We start from the raw sequence: 17,205 nt of genomic DNA on the forward strand, positions 1-17,205 counted from the left end.
GTGGTTAAGGGTTCTGAGGCGATCCGTCAAGGCCCCTAGGATGTGAGTGTCCAAACTCCATCCACGAAACGGGTTCAACGACTCATGTCCGCCATAACCCGCGACGAGGTCGCGCATCTGGCCCGGTTGTCCAGGCTGGCGCTCACCGACGACGAGCTCGACCACTACGCCACGCAGCTCGATGCCATCATCGAGTCGGTCGCGAAGGTGGCCGAGGTCGCCGCCGAGGACGTGCCGCCATCGTCGCACGCTCTGCCTCTGACCAACGTCTTCCGTCCCGATGAGGTGCGACAGTCCCTGACGCCCGAGCAGGCCCTGTCGGGCGCTCCCGCCGTCGAGGACGACCGCTTCCGGGTGCCGCGCATCCTCGGGGAGGAGGCATGAGCCTGATCCGCAAGACCGCCGCCGAGCTCGGCGCGATGATCGCCGCCGGTGAGGTGTCCGCGGTCGAGGTGGCCGAGGCCCACCTCGATCGGATGGCCGAGGTGGAGCCCCAGGTCAAGGCGTTCCTGCACGTCGACCGCGAGACCACGCTGGGGCAGGCGCGGGCCGTGGACGCCCGGCTGCGGGCGGGCGAGAAGCTCGGGCCGCTGGCCGGGGTGCCCATCGCGCACAAGGACATCTTCACCACCCACGACATGCCGACCACGGCCGCGTCCAAGATCCTCGAAGGCTGGCGTCCGCCCTACGACGCGACCGTCACCCGGCGGCTGCGCGAGGCCGGGCTGGTCATCCTGGGCAAGACCAACCTGGACGAGTTCGCGATGGGCTCCTCCACGGAGAACTCGGCCTACCACGCCACCCACAACCCGTGGGACCTGACCCGGGTGCCCGGCGGCTCGTCGGGCGGCTCCAGCGCCGCCGTGGCCGCCTACGAGGCCCCGCTGGCGACCGGCACCGACACCGGCGGCTCGATCCGCCAGCCAGCCTCCGTCACCGGCATCGTCGGCATGAAGCCCACCTACGGCGGCTCGTCCCGTTACGGGCTGATCGCCTTCGCCAGCTCGCTCGACACGCCGGGCCCGTTCGCCCGCAACGTGCTCGACGCCGCGCTGCTGCAGGAGGTGTTCTCCGGCCACGACCCGATGGACTCGACCTCCATCGACGCCCCGGTGCCGTCCGTCGTCGAGGCCGCGCGCCACGGCGACGTCTCCGGCATGCGCATCGGCGTCGTCAAGGAGTTCGCCGCGGGTGAGGGCGCCCAGGCCGGCGTGCTGGCCCGCTTCAACGAGACCGTGCAGCTCCTGGAGTCGCTCGGCGCCAAGGTCGTCGAGGTGTCCTGCCCGGCGTTCGCGAGCGCCCTGCCGGCCTACTACCTGATCGCGCCGTCGGAGTGCTCCTCCAACCTGGCCCGTTTCGACGCCATGCGTTACGGCCTGCGCGTGGGCGACGACGGCGACCGCAGCGCCGAGGAGGTCATGGCGCTGACCAGGGCCGCCGGCTTCGGTCCCGAGGTCAAGCGGCGCATCATGCTGGGCACGTACGCCCTGTCGAGCGGCTACTACGACGCCTACTACGGCCAGGCGCAGAAGGTCCGCACGGTCATCTCGCGCGAGTTCGAGGCCGCCTTCCACCAGGTCGACGTGCTCGTCTCGCCGACGACGCCGACGACGGCGTTCCCGATCGGCGAGCGCGCCGACGACCCGATGGCGATGTACCTCGCCGACCTCTACACGATCCCGTCCAACCTGACGGGCAACGCGGCCATCTCGGTGCCGTGCGGCCTGGCCGACGAGGACGGCCTGCCGGTGGGCCTGCAGATCATGGCCCCGGTCCTGGGCGACGACCGCTGCTACCGGGTCGGCGCCGCCGTGGAGCAGGCCCTCGAAAGCCGCTGGGGCGGCAGCCTGCTGGCCAAGGCCCCGGCGCTCTAGGAGCTGGTTCGCATGCGATCTGAACGAAGGACCTCATCATGACTGTCGAGACGGCCATGCCGTACGACGAGGCGCTCGCTCGCTTCGAGCCCGTGCTCGGGCTGGAGACGCACGTCGAGCTGGGCACCGCGTCGAAGATGTTCTGCGGCTGCAAGACCACCTTCGGCGCGCCGCCCAACACGCAGGTGTGCCCGACCTGCCTGGCGCTGCCGGGGGCGCTGCCCGTGGCCAACGCCATGGCGATCGAGTCCACGATCAGGATCGGCCTGGCGCTCAACTGCTCGATCGCCGAGTGGTGCCGCATGGCTCGGAAGAACTACTTCTATCCGGACATGCCGAAGAACTACCAGATCTCCCAGTACGACGAGCCGCTCTGCTTCGACGGCTACCTCGACGTGGAGGTCGACGGCGAGACCGTGCGGATCGAGATCGAGCGGGTCCACCTGGAGGAGGACACCGGCAAGTCGACCCACGTGGGCGGAGCCACCGGCCGCATCCACGGCGCCGACTACTCGATCGTCGACTACAACCGGGCCGGCATCCCGCTGGTCGAGATCGTCACCAAGCCGATCCCCGGCACCGACCGGCTCGCGCCCGAGGTGGCCAAGGCCTACGTCACCGAGCTGCGCGAGATCATGCGCTCGCTGGGCGTCTCCGACGTGCGCATGGAGGAGGGCTCGCTGCGCTGCGACGTGAACGTCTCGCTCATGCCGCGCGGCGCGTCCGAGTGGGGCACCCGTACCGAGACCAAGAACGTCAACTCGCTGCGCAGCGTCGAGCGCGCGGTGCGCGGCGAGATCGAGCGGCAGGCCGCGATCCTCGCCGACGGCGGCCGGATCGTGCAGGAGACCCGTCACTTCCACGAGGACACCGGCACCACCACGTCCGGCCGGTCCAAGGAGGAGGCGCAGGACTACCGCTACTTCCCCGAGCCCGACCTGGTGTCGATCGCGCCGGACCCGGCGTGGGTGGCGGAGCTCAAGGCGGGGCTGCCCGAGCTGCCGACGGTCAAGCGCAAGCGGCTGCAGGCCGAGTGGGGGCTGTCCGACCTCGACATGCGGGCCATGCACAACGCCGACGCCATCGACCTGGTGGAGGCCACGGTCGCGGCGGGCGCGCCCGCGGCCGACGCCCGCAAGTGGTGGATGGGCGAGCTGGCCCGCCGCGCCAACGAGACCGGCGTGGCGCTGGCCGACCTGCCGATCACGCCCGCGCAGGTGGCCAAGGTGACCGAGCTGGTCGCCTCAGGCGCGCTCAACGACAAGCTGGCCCGCGAGGTGCTGGAGGGCGTGCTCGGCGGCGAGGGCGCCCCCGACGAGGTGGTCGAGAAGCGCGGCCTGAAGATCGTCAACGACGAGGGCGAGCTGTCGGCGATGATCGACGAGGTCCTGGCGGGCAACGCCGACGCCGCCGAGAAGGTGCGCTCCGGCAAGATCGCGGCCGTCGGCGCGCTGGTCGGCGGCGTGATGAAGGCCAGCCGGGGCAAGGCCGACGCGGCCCGCGCCCGTCAGCTCATCCTGGAGAAGCTGGGCGTCTCCGAGTAGGTCCTAGGTCCCGCCCTCCGCGCGTGGGGGCGGGACCTAGGACGATCCGCGTACCCCGGCCTACGGCCGTGGCTGGAGGTTTTCCGCGAGGAGCGGATCTACCGTCTCCGGTATGAAGACATCTGCTCTGACCGCGGGCCTCGTGGCGATGGTGTCACTGGTGGCCTTCGAATATGTGGCGGTCGCGGTGGCGATGCCGGTGGTGGCGCGTGAGCTCGGCGGGTTCGAGCTCTACGGGCTGGCCTTCAGCAGCGCGCTGGCGGCCGGGGTGGTGGGCACGGTGCTCGGCGGCCGGTGGGCGGACGTGCGCGGGCCGCTCCCGCCGCTCTGGACCGGCGCGGCCGCGTTCATCGGCGGGCTGACGCTGGCGGGGCTGGCGCCGGCCATGGAGGTGCTGATCGCCGGGCGGCTGATCCAGGGGTTCGGCGGGGCGCTGGTGAACGTGGCGCTGTACGTGGTGGTGGCCCGGGTCTATCCCGAGGAGCTGCATCCCCGGGTGTTCTCGCTGTTCGCGACCGCGTGGGTGGTGCCGTCGATGGTGGGGCCGGCGATCGTCGGCGTGATCGTGGAGACGCTGGGCTGGCGGTGGGTGTTCCTGCTGGTGCCGTTCCTGACCGTGGCGGCCGGGCTGGTGCTGGCGCGCGGGCTGGCCGGGCAGCCGGTGCGCGGCGGTCAGGGCGCCCCGGCGCCGGGGCTCATGGGCAAGATCGCGTGGGCGGCGGTGACGGCCGTGGCGGCGGCCCTCATGCAGTACGGGAGCGACGGGCGGTTCGCGCTGCTGGCGATCGGGCTGGTGATCCTGGCCGTGGCGCTGCCCAGGCTGCTGCCCCCCGGGACGCTCAGGGCCGCCAGAGGGCTGCCGGCGGTGGTGGGGCTGCGCGGCCTGGCCACCGGGGCGTTCTTCGCGGCCGAGGTGATGGTGCCGCTCATGTTGCAGGAGGAGCGCGGCATGTCGCCGTTCACCGCCGGGATCGCGCTCACCGGCGGCGCGCTGACCTGGTCGCTCGCCTCCTGGCTGCAGGGGCGCGAGGTGTTCAGCCGGAGCACGAACCTGCGGCTGGGCTCGGTGGCGCTGTCGGCGGGCATCGTGGCGATGGGGGCCGTGACGTTCCCCGGGGTGCCGCTGGAGCTGGCCTATCCGGCCTGGATCGCGGCCGGGTTCGGGATGGGGCTGATCTACCCGACGCTGTCGGTGCTCACGCTGGAGCTGTCGGCCCCCGGCGAGGCCGGCGAGAACAGCGGGGCGCTGCACCTGGGCGAGTCGGTGTTCTCGGTGGTGGCGGTCGCCGTCACCTCCGCGCTGTTCATCGCGGCCGGCGGGGCCTACTGGACGGTGTTCACCGCGACCCTGGTCATAGCGGCGGCCGGGCTGCTGATCGTGCCCCGCGCCGTGCGGGCCGGAACCCCCGTCCCCGCGACCGCGGCGGTCTGAGACGGACGCGGCCCCGGGTGGTGTCCGGGGCCGCGTCGTTCAGTCCTCGTGCGAGACCGGCAGCGGCGGCATCCGCCGTCTGGCCATGAAGCCCCGCAGCAGCGGCGTCAGCAGGGCCAGCAGCGACAGCACGAGCAGCACCACCGCGACCGGGCTGCCCACCAGCACGGTCACGTCGCCGGCGCCGATGGCCACCGCCCGACGCAGCTGGATCTCCGCCATCGGCCCCAGGATCATGCCGATCACCGCGGGCGCGACCGGCAGCCCGAACCGGCGCATGGCGAACCCGAGCAGCCCGAGCACGAACAGCACCACGAGGTCCACCGCACTGGCGTTCAGCGCGTAGACGCCGAGCGCGGCGAACAGGATGATCCCGCTGTAGAGGTACGGGCGCGGGATCCGCAGCAGCTTGGCCCAGACCGGCGCGAGCGGCAGGTTCAGCACGAGCAGCATCGTGTTCCCGATGAACAGCGACGCGATCATGGCCCACACCAGCGCCGGGTTGTGGTCGAAGAGCTGCGGCCCGGGCTGCAGCCCGTACTGCTGGAAGGCCGCCAGCATGATCGCGGCCGTGGCGGAGGTCGGCAGCCCCAGCGTGAGCAGCGGCACGAGGGTGCCCGCCGCCGAGGCGTTGTTGGCCGCCTCGGGCCCGGCCACGCCCTCGATCGCGCCCTTCCCGTACTCCTCCCGCGCCACGCCGCGGGCGAGCCGCTTCTCGGCCGCGTACGACAGGAACGTGGGGATCTCGGCGCCGCCGCCGGGCAGCGCGCCGAACGGGAAGCCGAGCGCGGTGCCGCGCAGCCACGGCCGCCACGACCGGCCCCAGTCCGAGCGGCCCATCCAGGCCCGCCCGACGGGTACGACGTCCGGCGGGGCGTGCCGCAGCCGGGAGGCCACGTACAGCGCCTCGCCCACGGCGAACAGCCCGACCGCGACGATCACCACGTCGATGCCGTCGAGGAGCTGCGGGATGCCCAGCGTGAGCCGGGCCTGCCCGGTCTGCTGGTCGATGCCGACCAGCCCGATCGCCAGCCCCAGCACCAGCGAGGCCAGCCCGCGCACGACCGACCGCGACAGCACCGACGACACCGCGGTGAAGGCCAGGATCGCCAGCGCGAAGTAGTCCTCGGGACCGAACGAGATCGCGAAGCTCACCACGGCAGGCGCCGCGAACACCAGCAGCGCGGTGGCGATCGTGCCCGCCACGAACGAGCCGATGGCCGCCGTGGCCAGCGCCTGCGCGGCCCGCCCGCGCCTGGCCATCTTGTTGCCCTCCAGCGCGGTGATCATGGAGGAGGACTCGCCGGGCGTGTTGAGCAGGATGGACGTGGTCGAGCCGCCGTACATGCCGCCGTAGTAGATGCCGGCGAACATGATGAACGCGCTGGCCGGCGGCACCGTGAAGGTGATCGGCAGCAGCAGCGCCACGGTCATCGCCGGCCCGATGCCCGGCAGCACGCCAACGAGGGTGCCGAGTGTGACGCCGACGAGCGCGTACAGCAGGTTGACCGGCGTCAGCGCGGCGGCGAACCCGTCGAGCAGCAGCCCCAGCGACTCCACTCAGATCACCCCCGACAGCAGCCCGGCGGGCAGCGTGACGCCCAGCCCCTCGACGAACGTCAGGTACGTCGAGACGGCCAGCACCACCGCGATCAGGGCCGCGCGGACCTTGTGCTCGGCGCCGAGCGCCAGTGACAGCCCGAAGAACAGCAGGCTCGCCGCGATGATCCAGCCGAGCACGTCCAGCACGGCGGTGAAGGCCAGGAAGACGCCGCTCACCAGGCCGACGCCGCGCCAGTCGGCGGGCGCCTCGGCGTCCACGTCCTCGCTCTCCTCCGGGTCGCCGCGCCCGCCGCGCAGCACGTCGGCCACGTAGAACAGGCCGATGAGGATCATCGCCCCGCCGACCAGCATGGGGAAGAACCGCGGCCCCGGCCCGAGCCGGGAGGCCGCGGCCGACACGTCGAGCGTGCCCACGACGACGAACACGCCGAGACCGAGCACCACCAGGGCCAGCCCCAGCTCGGGCCGCCAAAGGCCGCGCTTGCGCCCGGTCTCCTGAAGAGTGGGCTCCTCGGGTGAGGACATCAGGACACGAGCCCCATCTCGGCGATGATGCCCTTGACCCGGGTCTCCTCGGACTTCAGGTAGGCGTCGAACTCCTGGCCGGTCATGAACGAGTCGATCCAGCCGTTCTTGGCCACCGCGTCCTTCCACGGCTGCGAGTCGCGCATCTTGGTGACCAGGTCGGTCAGCGCCTGCCGGTCGGCGTCGGCGAGCCCGCCGGGGGCCACGAAGCCGCGCCAGTTGGCCAGCTCCACGTCCAGGCCGCCCTCCTTCAGCGTGGGCGCGTCCAGCTCGGGCAGCCGCTCGCCGGAGGTGACGCCGAGCGCGCGCAGCTTGCCGGACTTGACGTGCTCGGCGAACTCGCCGACGCCCGAGACGCCGATCGTGACCTTGTTGCCGAGCAGCGCGTTGAGCGCCTCGCCGCCGCCGGAGTGCGCGATGTAGTTGACCTGCTTGGGGTCGACCCCCGCGGCCTTGGCCATGAGCCCGGCCACGATGTGGTCGGTGCCGCCGGCCGAGCCGCCCGCGACCGACACCTTCGCCGGGTCCGCCTTCCACGCGGCCACCAGGTCCTGCAGCGACTGGAGCGGGGACTCCGCCGGGACCACGACGATCTCGTACTCCTCGGTCAGCTTGGCGATCGGCGTCGTCTCGGCCAGCGTGACCTTGGACTTGTTCTGCTCGATGGCGCCGACCATGACCAGGCCCATGGTCATCAGCAGGTTGCCGTTGCCCTGCTCACCGGCGAGCTGGGCCAGCCCGATCGTGCCGCCGGCGCCGGGGACGTTGAAGACCTCGACGCCGCGGTCCGGCGCGACGGACTTCAGCGCCTGCTCCGCGGTGCGTGAGGTCTGGTCCCAGCCGCCGCCGGGCGAGGCCGGGGCCATGATGCGCAGGGTCGTGGTGCCGCCGCCGCTGCCGCCGCCGCAGCCGGCCAGCGCGACGGAGAACGCCGCGAGCGCGGCGATGATGCGCAAACGCATGATCAACTCCAGGGGGTTTCACATCTATGAACCCTGGATCGTGCGGCCCGTGAGCGCCCGCGTCGAGACTCTGCAGGTAGCGGTCGTAGTGGTCGTATTGGTCGCAACCGGCCCGTGACCTGGCGCTGTTTGCATGTGCTGCGTGAGACTCGGCACCCAGCTGTTCGTGCTCCAGATGGCGATCGTGCTGCTCGCCGTCGGCAGCACCGCCGCTGTCTGGGCACAGCACACCCGCAACCAGTACGACTCCCGCTACGAGCAGCGGGCGCTGGCCATCGCCCAGTCGGTCGCCGCCCTGCCGCAGGTGCGCGAGGCGTTCAAGCTGCGCCGGCCGGAGACCGTGCTGCAGCCGCTCGCGCTGAGCGTGCAGCAGACCACCGGCGCCGACTACGTGGTGATCGCCAACGCCGACCAGGTCCGCTACGCCCACCCCAACGCCTCGCTGATCCGCCACCGGCTGTCCACCGACGGCAGCTACGTGCTCACCACCGGCGGCGACTGGGTGGGCACCCAGAAGGGCACGATCGGCATCACGGTCCGCGGCAAGACCCCGGTGCGCGACGAGTACGGCGAGGTCATCGGCCTGGTCTCGGTCGGCGTGCTGGAGACCACGGTCATCGGCGAGGTGGCGGGCGCGCTGCCGCCGCTGCTGTGGACCGCGACGGCCGTGCTCGTCGCCGGGCTCGCCGCGGCCGCCCTGATCACCGCGAGGGTGCGCAGGCAGACGTTCGGGCTGGAGCCGCGCGAGATCGCCGCCCTGCTGGAGCAGCGCGAGGGCGTGCTGCACGGCGTCAAGGAAGGCGTGCTAGCGCTCGACCTCGACGGCCGGGTGACGCTGGTCAACGACGCCGCCCGCGAGTTGCTCGGCGACGTCGGCGACGACCTGACCCGGATGCCCGTCTCCGACCGCATGCGCGACGTGCTCGGCGGCGCCGACCCCGGCGAGGACCGGGTGGTCCTGCACGGCGAGCGGGTGCTGGTGCTCAACCGCACCCCGGTGTCCGTACGGGGCCGGCAGAGCGGCTGGGTGATCACCCTGCGCGACCGCACCGAGCTGGTCCGGCTCGCCCGCGAGCTGGAGTCGACCAGCAGCGCGACGGAGGCGCTGCGGGCCCAGGCGCACGAGTTCGCCAACCGCATGCACACCGTGGTCGGGCTGCTGGAGATGGGCGAACACGACGCCGCCATCGCGTTCATCACCAGCACCACCCCGGGCGTGAAGGCGGGCGAGCTGCGCGAGCGGGTGCAGGACCCCACGCTGGCCGCGCTGCTGCTGGCCAAGTCGGCCGAGGCGGCCGAGCGCGGCGCCCGGCTGGTGCTGTCGGACGACTCCACGGTGCCCGAGGGGGCGCTCGGCGACCCGCAGGACGCGGTCCTGGTCGTCGGCAACCTGGTGGCCAACGCCATCGACGCGCTCGACGGCCGGGCCGGCACGATCGAGGTCTCGGTCGTGGCGGGGGACGGCGGGCTGCGCGTACGGGTGCGCGACTCGGGGCCGGGCATCACGCCGGAGCTGGTGGAGGAGGTCTTCCGTGAGGGGTTCACCACCAAGGCGGCCCACTCGGGGCCGCGCGGGCTCGGCCTGGCGCTCACCCGTCAGGCCTGCCTGCGCCGCGGCGGCTGGGTGCGGGTGCGCAACTCCGGCGGCGCGGTGTTCACCGCCCTGCTGCCCGAGGAGGCGGCGACGTGAGCGACATCCGGGTGCTGGTCGTGGACGACGACTTCATGGTGGCCCGCATCCACGCCGGCTACGTCGCCAGGGTGCCGGGCTTCGAGGTGGTGGCCACCGCCCACAACGGGGCCGACGCGATCACCGCTGTTGCCGGGTCGCGGCCCGACCTCGTCCTGCTCGACATCTACCTGCCCGACATGTCCGGCCTGGAAGTGCTCAAGGCGATCAGCGGCGTGGACGTGCTGGTCATCAGCGCGGCCCGCGACGTGCCGACGGTCAGGGAGGCCATGCGCGGCGGGGCGGTCAACTACCTGATCAAGCCGTTCGCCGCCGCCGCGCTCACCGAGCGGCTCCAGCAGTACGCCCATACCCGCAGGCAGCTCAGCGCCATCGGGCCGGAGGCCCACCAGGACGACGTGGACCGGCTCTTCGGCGTCACCGGCACCCCGCCGGCGCTGCCCAAGGGCCTGTCGCAGGCGACCTGCGCACTGGTCGCCACGGTGCTGCGGGAGGCGGGCCGCGACCTGTCGGCCGTGGAGACCGCATCCCTGACGGGGCTGTCGCGGGTCAGCGCCCGCCGCTATCTGGAGTACCTGTGCGGCGCCCGCCGGGCCGAGCTGCGGCCCAGGTACGGGACGGCGGGCAGACCGGAACACCGATACCGCTGGATCGGCTGACACACTTCCGTAGTCGTTTCTCGTGACATATCCGTACCCGCGTGCCTTACTGTTTCCTGAGAAGTGGCTGCGGAGAGGGAGGAGATTGAGGCGTGCGTAACGCGGGACCGATCGAATCACCGACCGACCCGTTCGCCTCGGTGCCGTTACCCTCGCGCGCCACTTCGAGGAAGCCGAAGGTGGAAGGCCTTCCACCCGGTGTGTCCAGGGACATCTTCGGCCCCCAGGGCCGGCCGGAGTCCCCGCCCGCGGGCCAGGGCCCCCAGGCCGCCGCGAACGGCGGGCCGCCCCCGGCCCCGCAGCAGTCGCAGCCGTGGCCGGTCAGCGTGAATCCCGCACCGGCCTTCACCGAGCCGCAGCCGCCCGCTTACACCGACCCCGAGCCGTCCAGGCGGCGCCGCCTGCTGCCCGCCGTCGGCGTGCTCGTGGTCCTCGCCGTCCTCCTGGCCTACCTGGTGCCGGCCGTGCTGATGTCCGGCACCGTGCTGCCAGGCACCCGCGTCGACGGCGTCGACATCGGCGGCCTGACCGTCACGCAGGCGGCCGAGAAGCTCCGCGCCGAGCTGGCCGCCGAGCTCAGCAAGCCCGTCGTGGTGACCGTCGGCAAGCACCGCGACACCGTCCAGCCCGACGAGGCCGGCCTGCAGCTGGACGTGGTCAGCACGATCAACCAGGTGCCCAGCGGCTTCCCCAGCCCCGGCGAGGTGTGGCGGGCGCTGACCGGCACCACCGAGCTGGAACCCCAGGTAACCGTCGACGCTTCCCAGCTCGCCAGGACCGTCGAGGCGCTGGCCGGGACCGTCGACAAGCCTCCGACCGAGGGCAAGGTGACGTTCAAGGAGCTGCGGCCCGTCGTCACCCAGCCGCGCCCAGGCGCGCTGCTCGACCGGGGCGAGGCCGTCAAGGCCATCAGCGCCGCCTTCCTCACCGGCAGCGGCAAGGCGTCGCTGTCGCTGAAACCGGCCGAGCCCGCCACCACGCAGGAGGCCGTGAACCGGGCCAGGACCCAGGCCAGGCGCGCCGTCGCCGGCCCGATCACGCTGACCCTCGACGGCAAGCAGGCCCAGCTCACCCCGGCGGCCATCGCGGCCAGCCTGACCTTCGTGGCCGACGACGAGGGGGCGCTGAAGCCCCGGTTCGACGCCGCGAAGGCGCTCGGCCCCGTGGAGAGCGTCCTGGTGGACGCGGCCCAGGCGCCACGCGACGCCACGTACGAGATCGTCGACGGCAGCCCCCGGCTCGTCACCTCCCGCGCGGGGCGCGGCATCGACGAGGAGCGCCTCGCCCGCGACGTGACCGGCATGCTGCGGCGCGGCGGCGAGCGGGTCGTCCCCGTCACGCTGTCCGCCGCGCCGCCGGACGTCACCACCGAGGAGGTGAGCGGGCTCGGCATCAAGGAGGCCGTGGGCTCGTTCACCTCCATGTTCGACTGCTGCCAGCCGCGGGTCACCAACATCAGGCAGATGGCCGCGGACGTGGACGGCCACCTGGTCAGGCCGGGCCAGACGTTCTCGCTCAACGAACTGGTCGGCGAGCGCACCACCGAGGGCGGCTACGTGCCGGCGCCGCAGATCGTCGGCGGCCGGCTGCTCACCATCATGGGCGGCGGCTCGTCGCAGTTCGCCACCGCGCTCTACAACGCGGTCTTTTACGGCGGCTTCGAGGACGTGGCGCACACGCCGATGGACTACCACTCGACCCGCTACCCGGCCGGCCGCGACGCCGCGCTGCTCTACCCCGACCTCGACCTGAAGTGGCGCAACGACTCCGACCACGGCGTGCTGATCAAGACGGCGTCCACCGAGACGTCCGTCACCGTCACCCTCTACAGCACCAAGCGGTACGAGAAGGTCGAGGCCGTCGAGTCCGAGAAGCGGGACTTCACCCCGTTCCGCCGCGAGACCAGCGACGCCCCCGACTGCGTGGCCGGCCCCGGCCAGCAGGGCTTCACCATCGACGTCACCCGCGTCTTCCACAACGACGGCAAGGTGGTCAAGCGCGACAAGAAGCTGACCACCAAGTACCGTCCTCGGGCCGAGGTCGTCTGCGCCTCCGGAAGCTGACCGTCACGGCGTGACGGCGATGATCCTGTCGTCGCCGTCACGTACGTCGCCCCGGCCGTCCTTGTTGCTGGTGCCCACCCAGAGCTTCCCGTCGGAAGCCGTGGAGACCGCGCGGAGCCTGCCGTAGACGCCGGAGTAGTGGGCGACCGGTTCGCCGGGCGAGCCGTCCGCGGCCAGCGGGATCTGCCACAGGCGCTCGCCGCGCAGCGCGCCCATCCAGAGCGACCCGTCGGCGTAGGCCAGCCCCGACGGTGACGCCTCCGAGGTGTCCCAGGTGACGATCGGGTTCTCGAACTCGGGGTTGTCGCCGCGGCCCTCGACCTCCGGCCAGCCGTAGTTGGCGCCCGGCTTGATCAGGTTGAGCTCGTCGAAGCTGTTGGCGCCGAACTCGGACGCGTACAGCCTGCCCTGGTCGTCCCAGGCCAGGCCCTGCACGTTGCGGTGGCCGAGGCTGTAGACGAGCGTGCCGAACGGGTTGCCGGGCGCGGGCTCGCCGTCGGGGGTCATCCGCAGGATCTTGCCCGCGAGCGAGTCGCGCTGCTGCGCCAGCTCCCGGTCGCCGATCTCGCCGGTGCTCGCGTACAGGTGGCCGTCGGGCCCGAACGCCAGCCTGCCGCCGTTGTGGATGCCGCCCTTGGGGATGCCCTGGACGATCACCCGCGGATCCGACACCCCGTCGCCGGTGAACCGGTAGCGGACGATCCGGTTGTCCTCGGCGGCGGTGTAGTAGACGAACACCTGGTCGTCCTTGACCGCCAGCCCCATCAGCCCGCCCTCGCCGTCGGGGACGACGCCGTCGATCTTGGCCACCTCGGTGACCTGGCCGGAGGCGCTCACGCGGACCAGCCGGGCGGTGTCGCGCTCGGTCACCAGCGCGTCCCCGCCGGGCAGGAACGCGATCGACCACGGCACCGCGAGGTTCTCCGCCACCGTCGTGGGCTCGCCCGGGGAGCGCCCGGGGCTGACGGAGGCCGTGGGCGTGGTCGCCACCCCGTCCGCGCCTGAACAGGCGGTGAGCGCCGCCAGAAAGATGATCATCCAGATGTGCCTCATGTGTCCCATACTCACTCCCGACCCTTAAGGTTTCCCGCATGAAGATCTGGGTGCCCTCCGACGCTGTCGCCGACGTCCTGTCCGAGCTGCCCGGCGTGGAGTGCGCGGTGTTCCACCGCGACGTGCCGGAGCCGCCCGGGATCGAGGACGTCGAGGTGTGGGTCCCGCCTCTCGTGGTGGTGTCCGACGTGCCCGGGATCCTCGCCCGCATGCGCTCGCTGCGCCTCCTCCAGACCGTCACCGCGGGCGTCGACCCGTACCGCCCTCACCTGCCGGAGGGCGTGGTGCTGTGCAACGCGCGCGGCGTGCACGACGCCGGCACCGCCGAATGGGCGGCGGGAGCGATGATCGCGGTCGTCCGCGAGTTCCCCGAGTTCGCCGGCGCGCAGCGGCGCGGCGCGTGGACCTACCGCCACACCGGGGCGCTCGCCGACTCCACCGTGCTGATCGTCGGCTACGGCTCCATCGGCGGCGCGCTGGAGCGCCGCCTGGCGGGCTTCGAGGTGGAGATCGTCCGGGTGGCCAGGAGCGCCCGCGACAGCGAGTACGGGCCCGTCCACGGCATGGACGAGCTGCCCGGCCTGCTGCCCGAAGCGGACGTGGTGGTGCTGCTCGTGCCCTCCACCCCCGCCACCGCCCGCATGGTGGACGCCGGATTCCTGGCCCGCATGAAGGACGGCGCCGTGCTGGTCAACGCCGCCAGGGGCGGAGTGGTCGACACCGGCGCGCTGGTCGCCGAGCTGGAGGCCGGCCGGCTGCGGGCCGCGCTCGACGTGACCGATCCGGAGCCGCTGCCCGAGGGCCACCCCCTGTGGAGCGCCCCCGGCGTGCTGATCACCCCCCACGTGGCCGGCAGCACGCCCGCATCCGGCCGGCGCACGCTGAAGCTCATCCGGGCGCAAATCTCCAGGCACCTCCGCGGCGAGCCGCTGGACAACATCATCACCGACGCGTACTGAGGAGAATCCGGAACGTGGCTGGGCCGTGACCTTCGGTGCGTACGGTTGCGTCTATCCAAGGTTTCCTGACTTCCTGTCAAGGAATTCTTGGCGGCAATTGGTCCGTGTGGTTATCAGATCGGTGACGACATCGGCGTTGTCACCACCCGCGCAGCCGAGACCACACACACTGGCGATGTGGACCCGCCGGGCTTCGGCGGCCACGGGAGCAGGGTTCGAGGACGGGATGGGCAACGACTGTGATCCGCTGGCGTGATCCACGGGCATCGCTGACCGCCGGAGCGGCGATCGGCGCGGCCGGGGTCGCGGCTGCGCTCCTTGCGGGCGGCCCGGCCCTCTACATCGGCGCTGTCGCCGGATTCCTCGCGGCCATGCTCGCCGCCGCCTCGCTGCTGCTCGCCTCCGGGCCGCCGGCCGAGCGCCGGTCCATGTCCAGGGGCATCCGCTGGATGGGCGGCGGCGCCGCGGTCTGGGCTCTCGGCGTGGCCGTGCGCCCGTTCACCGACAGCTCCAGCCTCATGGTGAGCTTCGCCGACCTGCTCGTGCTGCTCGGCACCGTGCTGATCGGCGGGGGCGCGCTCGTCGCCGGCGGTCGCCGCCCGCCCGCCCTGGTCGTGCTCCGCCACGTCACCGACTCCTACCTGTCCGCCGCCGCGCTGTTCGTGGTCGGCTGGGTGGTGGCGCTGCGCCACGTCTACGACAACACCGCCGACCCGGCGCTGTTCACCTTCTCGATGCTGCCGCCCATGCTGGCGCTGCTGGTGACGTGCGCGGTGGTGCCTTCCGTGGTCACCGGCAGGGCCGTCGCCCTGCCGCTCGGCGTGGCCGGCCTGTGCGTGCTCGCGGCCACCACGACCTCCAGCCTGGCCGGCGCCGTGGCCAGGCTCGACGGCGGCGGGCCGCCCGGATGGAGCCTGGCGCTCGCGCCGGCGGCGTTCCTGCTGCTGACCGTCGTGCCCTGGGCACGCCCCCGCGAGGTGACGGCCTGGCCGCTCATGGGCAGCCTCGTCGCCCTGCTGCCGCTGGCGCTGGTCGCCGTGGCCACCGTGACGATGGTCGTCCACCTGTCGGGCGGGGGGCGGCAGGCGCCCGTCACCGGCGTCGTGGTGGTCGCCGCCTCGATGGTGCTGCTCCTGCTGCTGCGCCTGTTCGTGCTGTCGGGCGTCAACCTGCGGCTGCGCACGCTGCTCTCGCGCGGTGAGAAGCAGCTGCGCGACCTGGCCGAGAGCACCGGCGACGTGGTGCTCATCTGCGACCACGAAGGCACCGTGCACGAGATCGGGGCCGGGGTGGAGGAGACCTACGGCTACCGCCCCGAGCAGCTCGTCGGCGGATCGATCTTCGACTACATCCACCCCGAGGACGTGCCCCAGATCCAGTCGTCGCTGCGCGCGATGGGCCTCGACGACGAGGACGACGCCAATCCCGGCGCCTGCCTCATCGCCTGCCGCGTACGCGCCGCCGACGGCACCTGGCGGCCCACCGAGTCCGTCGCCACCCGCCACGCCAGCGGCGAGGACCAGATCCTGGTCACCACCCGCGACATCAGCGACGAGGAGGCGCTGCGCAACCAGGTCGCCCACCTGACCTTCCACGACGGCGTCACCGGCCTGCCCAACCGCGCCTACTTCGAGGAGCGCACCCGCGAGGTGCTCGGCGGCTCCGGCCACGTCGCGGTCATCTTCCTCGACCTCGACGGGTTCACCTCCGTCAACGACTCCGTCGGCCACGCCAGCGGCGACTACCTCCTCGGCCAGGCCGCGCGCCGGTTGCGCGGCGCCGTACGCCCCGACGACACGCTCGCCCGGTGGGGCGGTGACGAGTTCGCCGTGCTCATCGAGACCGGCGGCGACGCGCAGCTCGCCGTCGACCTGGCCGAGCGCCTGCTGCGGGCGGTCTCGCAGGAGCCGTTCCGGGTGGCCGACCGAGACGTGGCGCTCACCGGCAGCGTCGGGGTCGCCTTCGCCGAGGACGACGTGCCCGCAGGCGACCTGATCCGCAACGCCGACGTGGCCATGGCGCGGGCCAAGGAGCTCGGCGGGCGCCGGGTCGAGGTGTTCGCCGCGCAGATGCACGCCGACGTGGTCCGCAGGCTGGAGCTCGCCGCCGACCTGCAGCGGGCGCTGATCGAGCACCAGTTCGCGATCGAGTACCAACCCGTGGTCGACCTGGCCACCTCCCGGGTGACCGCGGTCGAGGCGCTGGTGCGGTGGTGCCGCGGCTCGGTGTTCGTGCCGCCCGACCAGTTCCTCGGCCCGGCCGAGGACACCGGCCTCATCGTGCCGCTGGGGGAGTGGATCCTGCGCGAGGCGTGCCGCGAGGTGGCCGCCTGGCGGGCCGAGTCCTGGGACATCGGCCTGTCGCTCAACCTGTCCGCCCGCCAGATCACCGCCCCCCGGTTCGTGCAGACGGTCGAGGAGGCGCTGGAGGAGAGCGGGCTGCCCGCCTGCGCGCTCACCCTTGAGGTGATCGAGGAGATGCTCGTCGACGACGCCGACGAGACCGTCAAGCGGCTGTCGGAGCTGCGCGCCCTGGGCGTGCGGCTGGCCATCGACGACTTCGGCACCGGCTACGCCTCGCTGGCCTTCCTCCGTCAGCTCCCGGTCGACATGATCAAGATCGATCCGTCGTTCGTGTCCGGGCTGGGCCAGGACGACACGCTGACCCTGCTCACCCGGACCATCGTGCGGCTCGGCCACGACCTCGGGCTCATCGTGGTGGCCGAGGGCATCGAGCGGCCCGAGCAGCTCGACCTGCTGCGCGAGATGGGCTGCACCCGCGGTCAGGGTTTCCTCGTGGCCCGGCCCATGGCGGCCAGGGGCGTCGACTCGCTGATGCGGACCAGTCTCACCGTTTGATCTCAGCGTGTGAGACCTGTGTC

13 protein-coding genes are annotated in these 17,205 nt (G+C 72.4%); 9 read left to right on the top strand and 4 right to left on the bottom strand.

The window, feature by feature from the left end:
* The first annotated feature begins 84 nt into the window (after nucleotides 1-84).
* The 4 genes from gatC to ABD999_RS21105 all read left to right on the top strand — a co-directional run bounded on the left by gatC (nucleotide 85) and on the right by ABD999_RS21105 (nucleotide 4,850).
* Nucleotides 85-384 carry an Asp-tRNA(Asn)/Glu-tRNA(Gln) amidotransferase subunit GatC gene (gene gatC, locus ABD999_RS21090; protein WP_049556801.1) on the top strand — a complete coding sequence of 100 codons (300 nt, stop codon included), beginning with the start codon at nucleotides 85-87 and terminating at the stop codon, nucleotides 382-384.
* The gene (gene gatA / locus ABD999_RS21095) at nucleotides 381-1,874 is read left to right on the top strand and encodes an Asp-tRNA(Asn)/Glu-tRNA(Gln) amidotransferase subunit GatA (RefSeq protein WP_148029461.1); all 1,494 of its coding nucleotides are present in this window, start codon (nucleotides 381-383) and stop codon (nucleotides 1,872-1,874) included. Before gatC ends, gatA begins: the two co-directional genes overlap by 4 nt.
* A 38-nt stretch (nucleotides 1,875-1,912) precedes the next feature.
* Entirely contained in the window at nucleotides 1,913-3,418 is a 1,506-nt protein-coding gene (gene gatB, locus ABD999_RS21100; protein WP_271276422.1) for an Asp-tRNA(Asn)/Glu-tRNA(Gln) amidotransferase subunit GatB, read from the top strand.
* Nucleotides 3,419-3,530: 112 nt separating this feature from the next.
* Complete coding sequence (locus ABD999_RS21105) at nucleotides 3,531-4,850, top strand: MFS transporter (RefSeq protein WP_261808326.1); 1,320 nt, start codon at nucleotides 3,531-3,533, stop codon at nucleotides 4,848-4,850.
* Nucleotides 4,851-4,889: 39 nt separating this feature from the next.
* Here the strand turns inward: ABD999_RS21105 and ABD999_RS21110 are convergent, their stop codons facing one another.
* The 3 genes from ABD999_RS21110 to ABD999_RS21120 are packed head-to-tail and all read right to left on the bottom strand — an operon-like array spanning nucleotide 4,890 to nucleotide 7,900.
* Entirely contained in the window at nucleotides 4,890-6,410 is a 1,521-nt protein-coding gene (locus tag ABD999_RS21110) for a tripartite tricarboxylate transporter permease (RefSeq protein WP_271276421.1), read from the bottom strand.
* Nucleotides 6,411-6,938, bottom strand: a complete 528-nt coding sequence (locus tag ABD999_RS21115; RefSeq protein WP_271276420.1) for a tripartite tricarboxylate transporter TctB family protein — start codon at nucleotides 6,936-6,938, stop codon at nucleotides 6,411-6,413.
* Nucleotides 6,938-7,900: a tripartite tricarboxylate transporter substrate binding protein gene (locus tag ABD999_RS21120; RefSeq protein WP_148029465.1), complete on the bottom strand. Its 963-nt coding sequence runs from the start codon at nucleotides 7,898-7,900 to the stop codon at nucleotides 6,938-6,940. The genes ABD999_RS21115 and ABD999_RS21120 overlap by 1 nt, the downstream gene beginning before the upstream one ends.
* A 142-nt stretch (nucleotides 7,901-8,042) precedes the next feature.
* Here ABD999_RS21120 and ABD999_RS21125 point away from each other — a divergent pair, with 142 nt between their 5' ends.
* From ABD999_RS21125 to ABD999_RS21135, 3 genes are all read left to right on the top strand, one after another.
* Nucleotides 8,043-9,590, top strand: a complete 1,548-nt coding sequence (locus ABD999_RS21125) for an ATP-binding protein (RefSeq protein ID WP_261808327.1) — start codon at nucleotides 8,043-8,045, stop codon at nucleotides 9,588-9,590.
* Complete coding sequence (locus tag ABD999_RS21130; RefSeq protein ID WP_148029467.1) at nucleotides 9,587-10,249, top strand: response regulator; 663 nt, start codon at nucleotides 9,587-9,589, stop codon at nucleotides 10,247-10,249. The genes ABD999_RS21125 and ABD999_RS21130 overlap by 4 nt, the downstream gene beginning before the upstream one ends.
* A gap of 179 nt (nucleotides 10,250-10,428) precedes the next feature.
* Nucleotides 10,429-12,312, top strand: coding sequence for a VanW family protein (locus ABD999_RS21135; RefSeq protein ID WP_271276419.1), 1,884 nt, complete (start codon nucleotides 10,429-10,431; stop codon nucleotides 12,310-12,312).
* 3 nt (nucleotides 12,313-12,315) lie between these two features.
* Here ABD999_RS21135 and ABD999_RS21140 read toward each other — a convergent pair whose 3' ends face one another.
* Nucleotides 12,316-13,365 (bottom strand): PQQ-dependent sugar dehydrogenase, encoded by a 1,050-nt coding sequence (locus tag ABD999_RS21140; protein WP_271276418.1) that lies wholly within the window; start codon nucleotides 13,363-13,365, stop codon nucleotides 12,316-12,318.
* Nucleotides 13,366-13,403: 38 nt separating this feature from the next.
* Here ABD999_RS21140 and ABD999_RS21145 point away from each other — a divergent pair, with 38 nt between their 5' ends.
* The gene (locus ABD999_RS21145; RefSeq protein ID WP_148029470.1) at nucleotides 13,404-14,324 is read left to right on the top strand and encodes a 2-hydroxyacid dehydrogenase; all 921 of its coding nucleotides are present in this window, start codon (nucleotides 13,404-13,406) and stop codon (nucleotides 14,322-14,324) included.
* 242 nt (nucleotides 14,325-14,566) lie between these two features.
* Nucleotides 14,567-17,182 (top strand): putative bifunctional diguanylate cyclase/phosphodiesterase, encoded by a 2,616-nt coding sequence (locus tag ABD999_RS21150; protein WP_416276706.1) that lies wholly within the window; start codon nucleotides 14,567-14,569, stop codon nucleotides 17,180-17,182.
* Nucleotides 17,183-17,205: the final 23 nt, after the last annotated feature.

Source organism: Nonomuraea ferruginea (assembly GCF_039540635.1).
GTDB lineage: Bacteria > Actinomycetota > Actinomycetes > Streptosporangiales > Streptosporangiaceae > Nonomuraea > Nonomuraea ferruginea.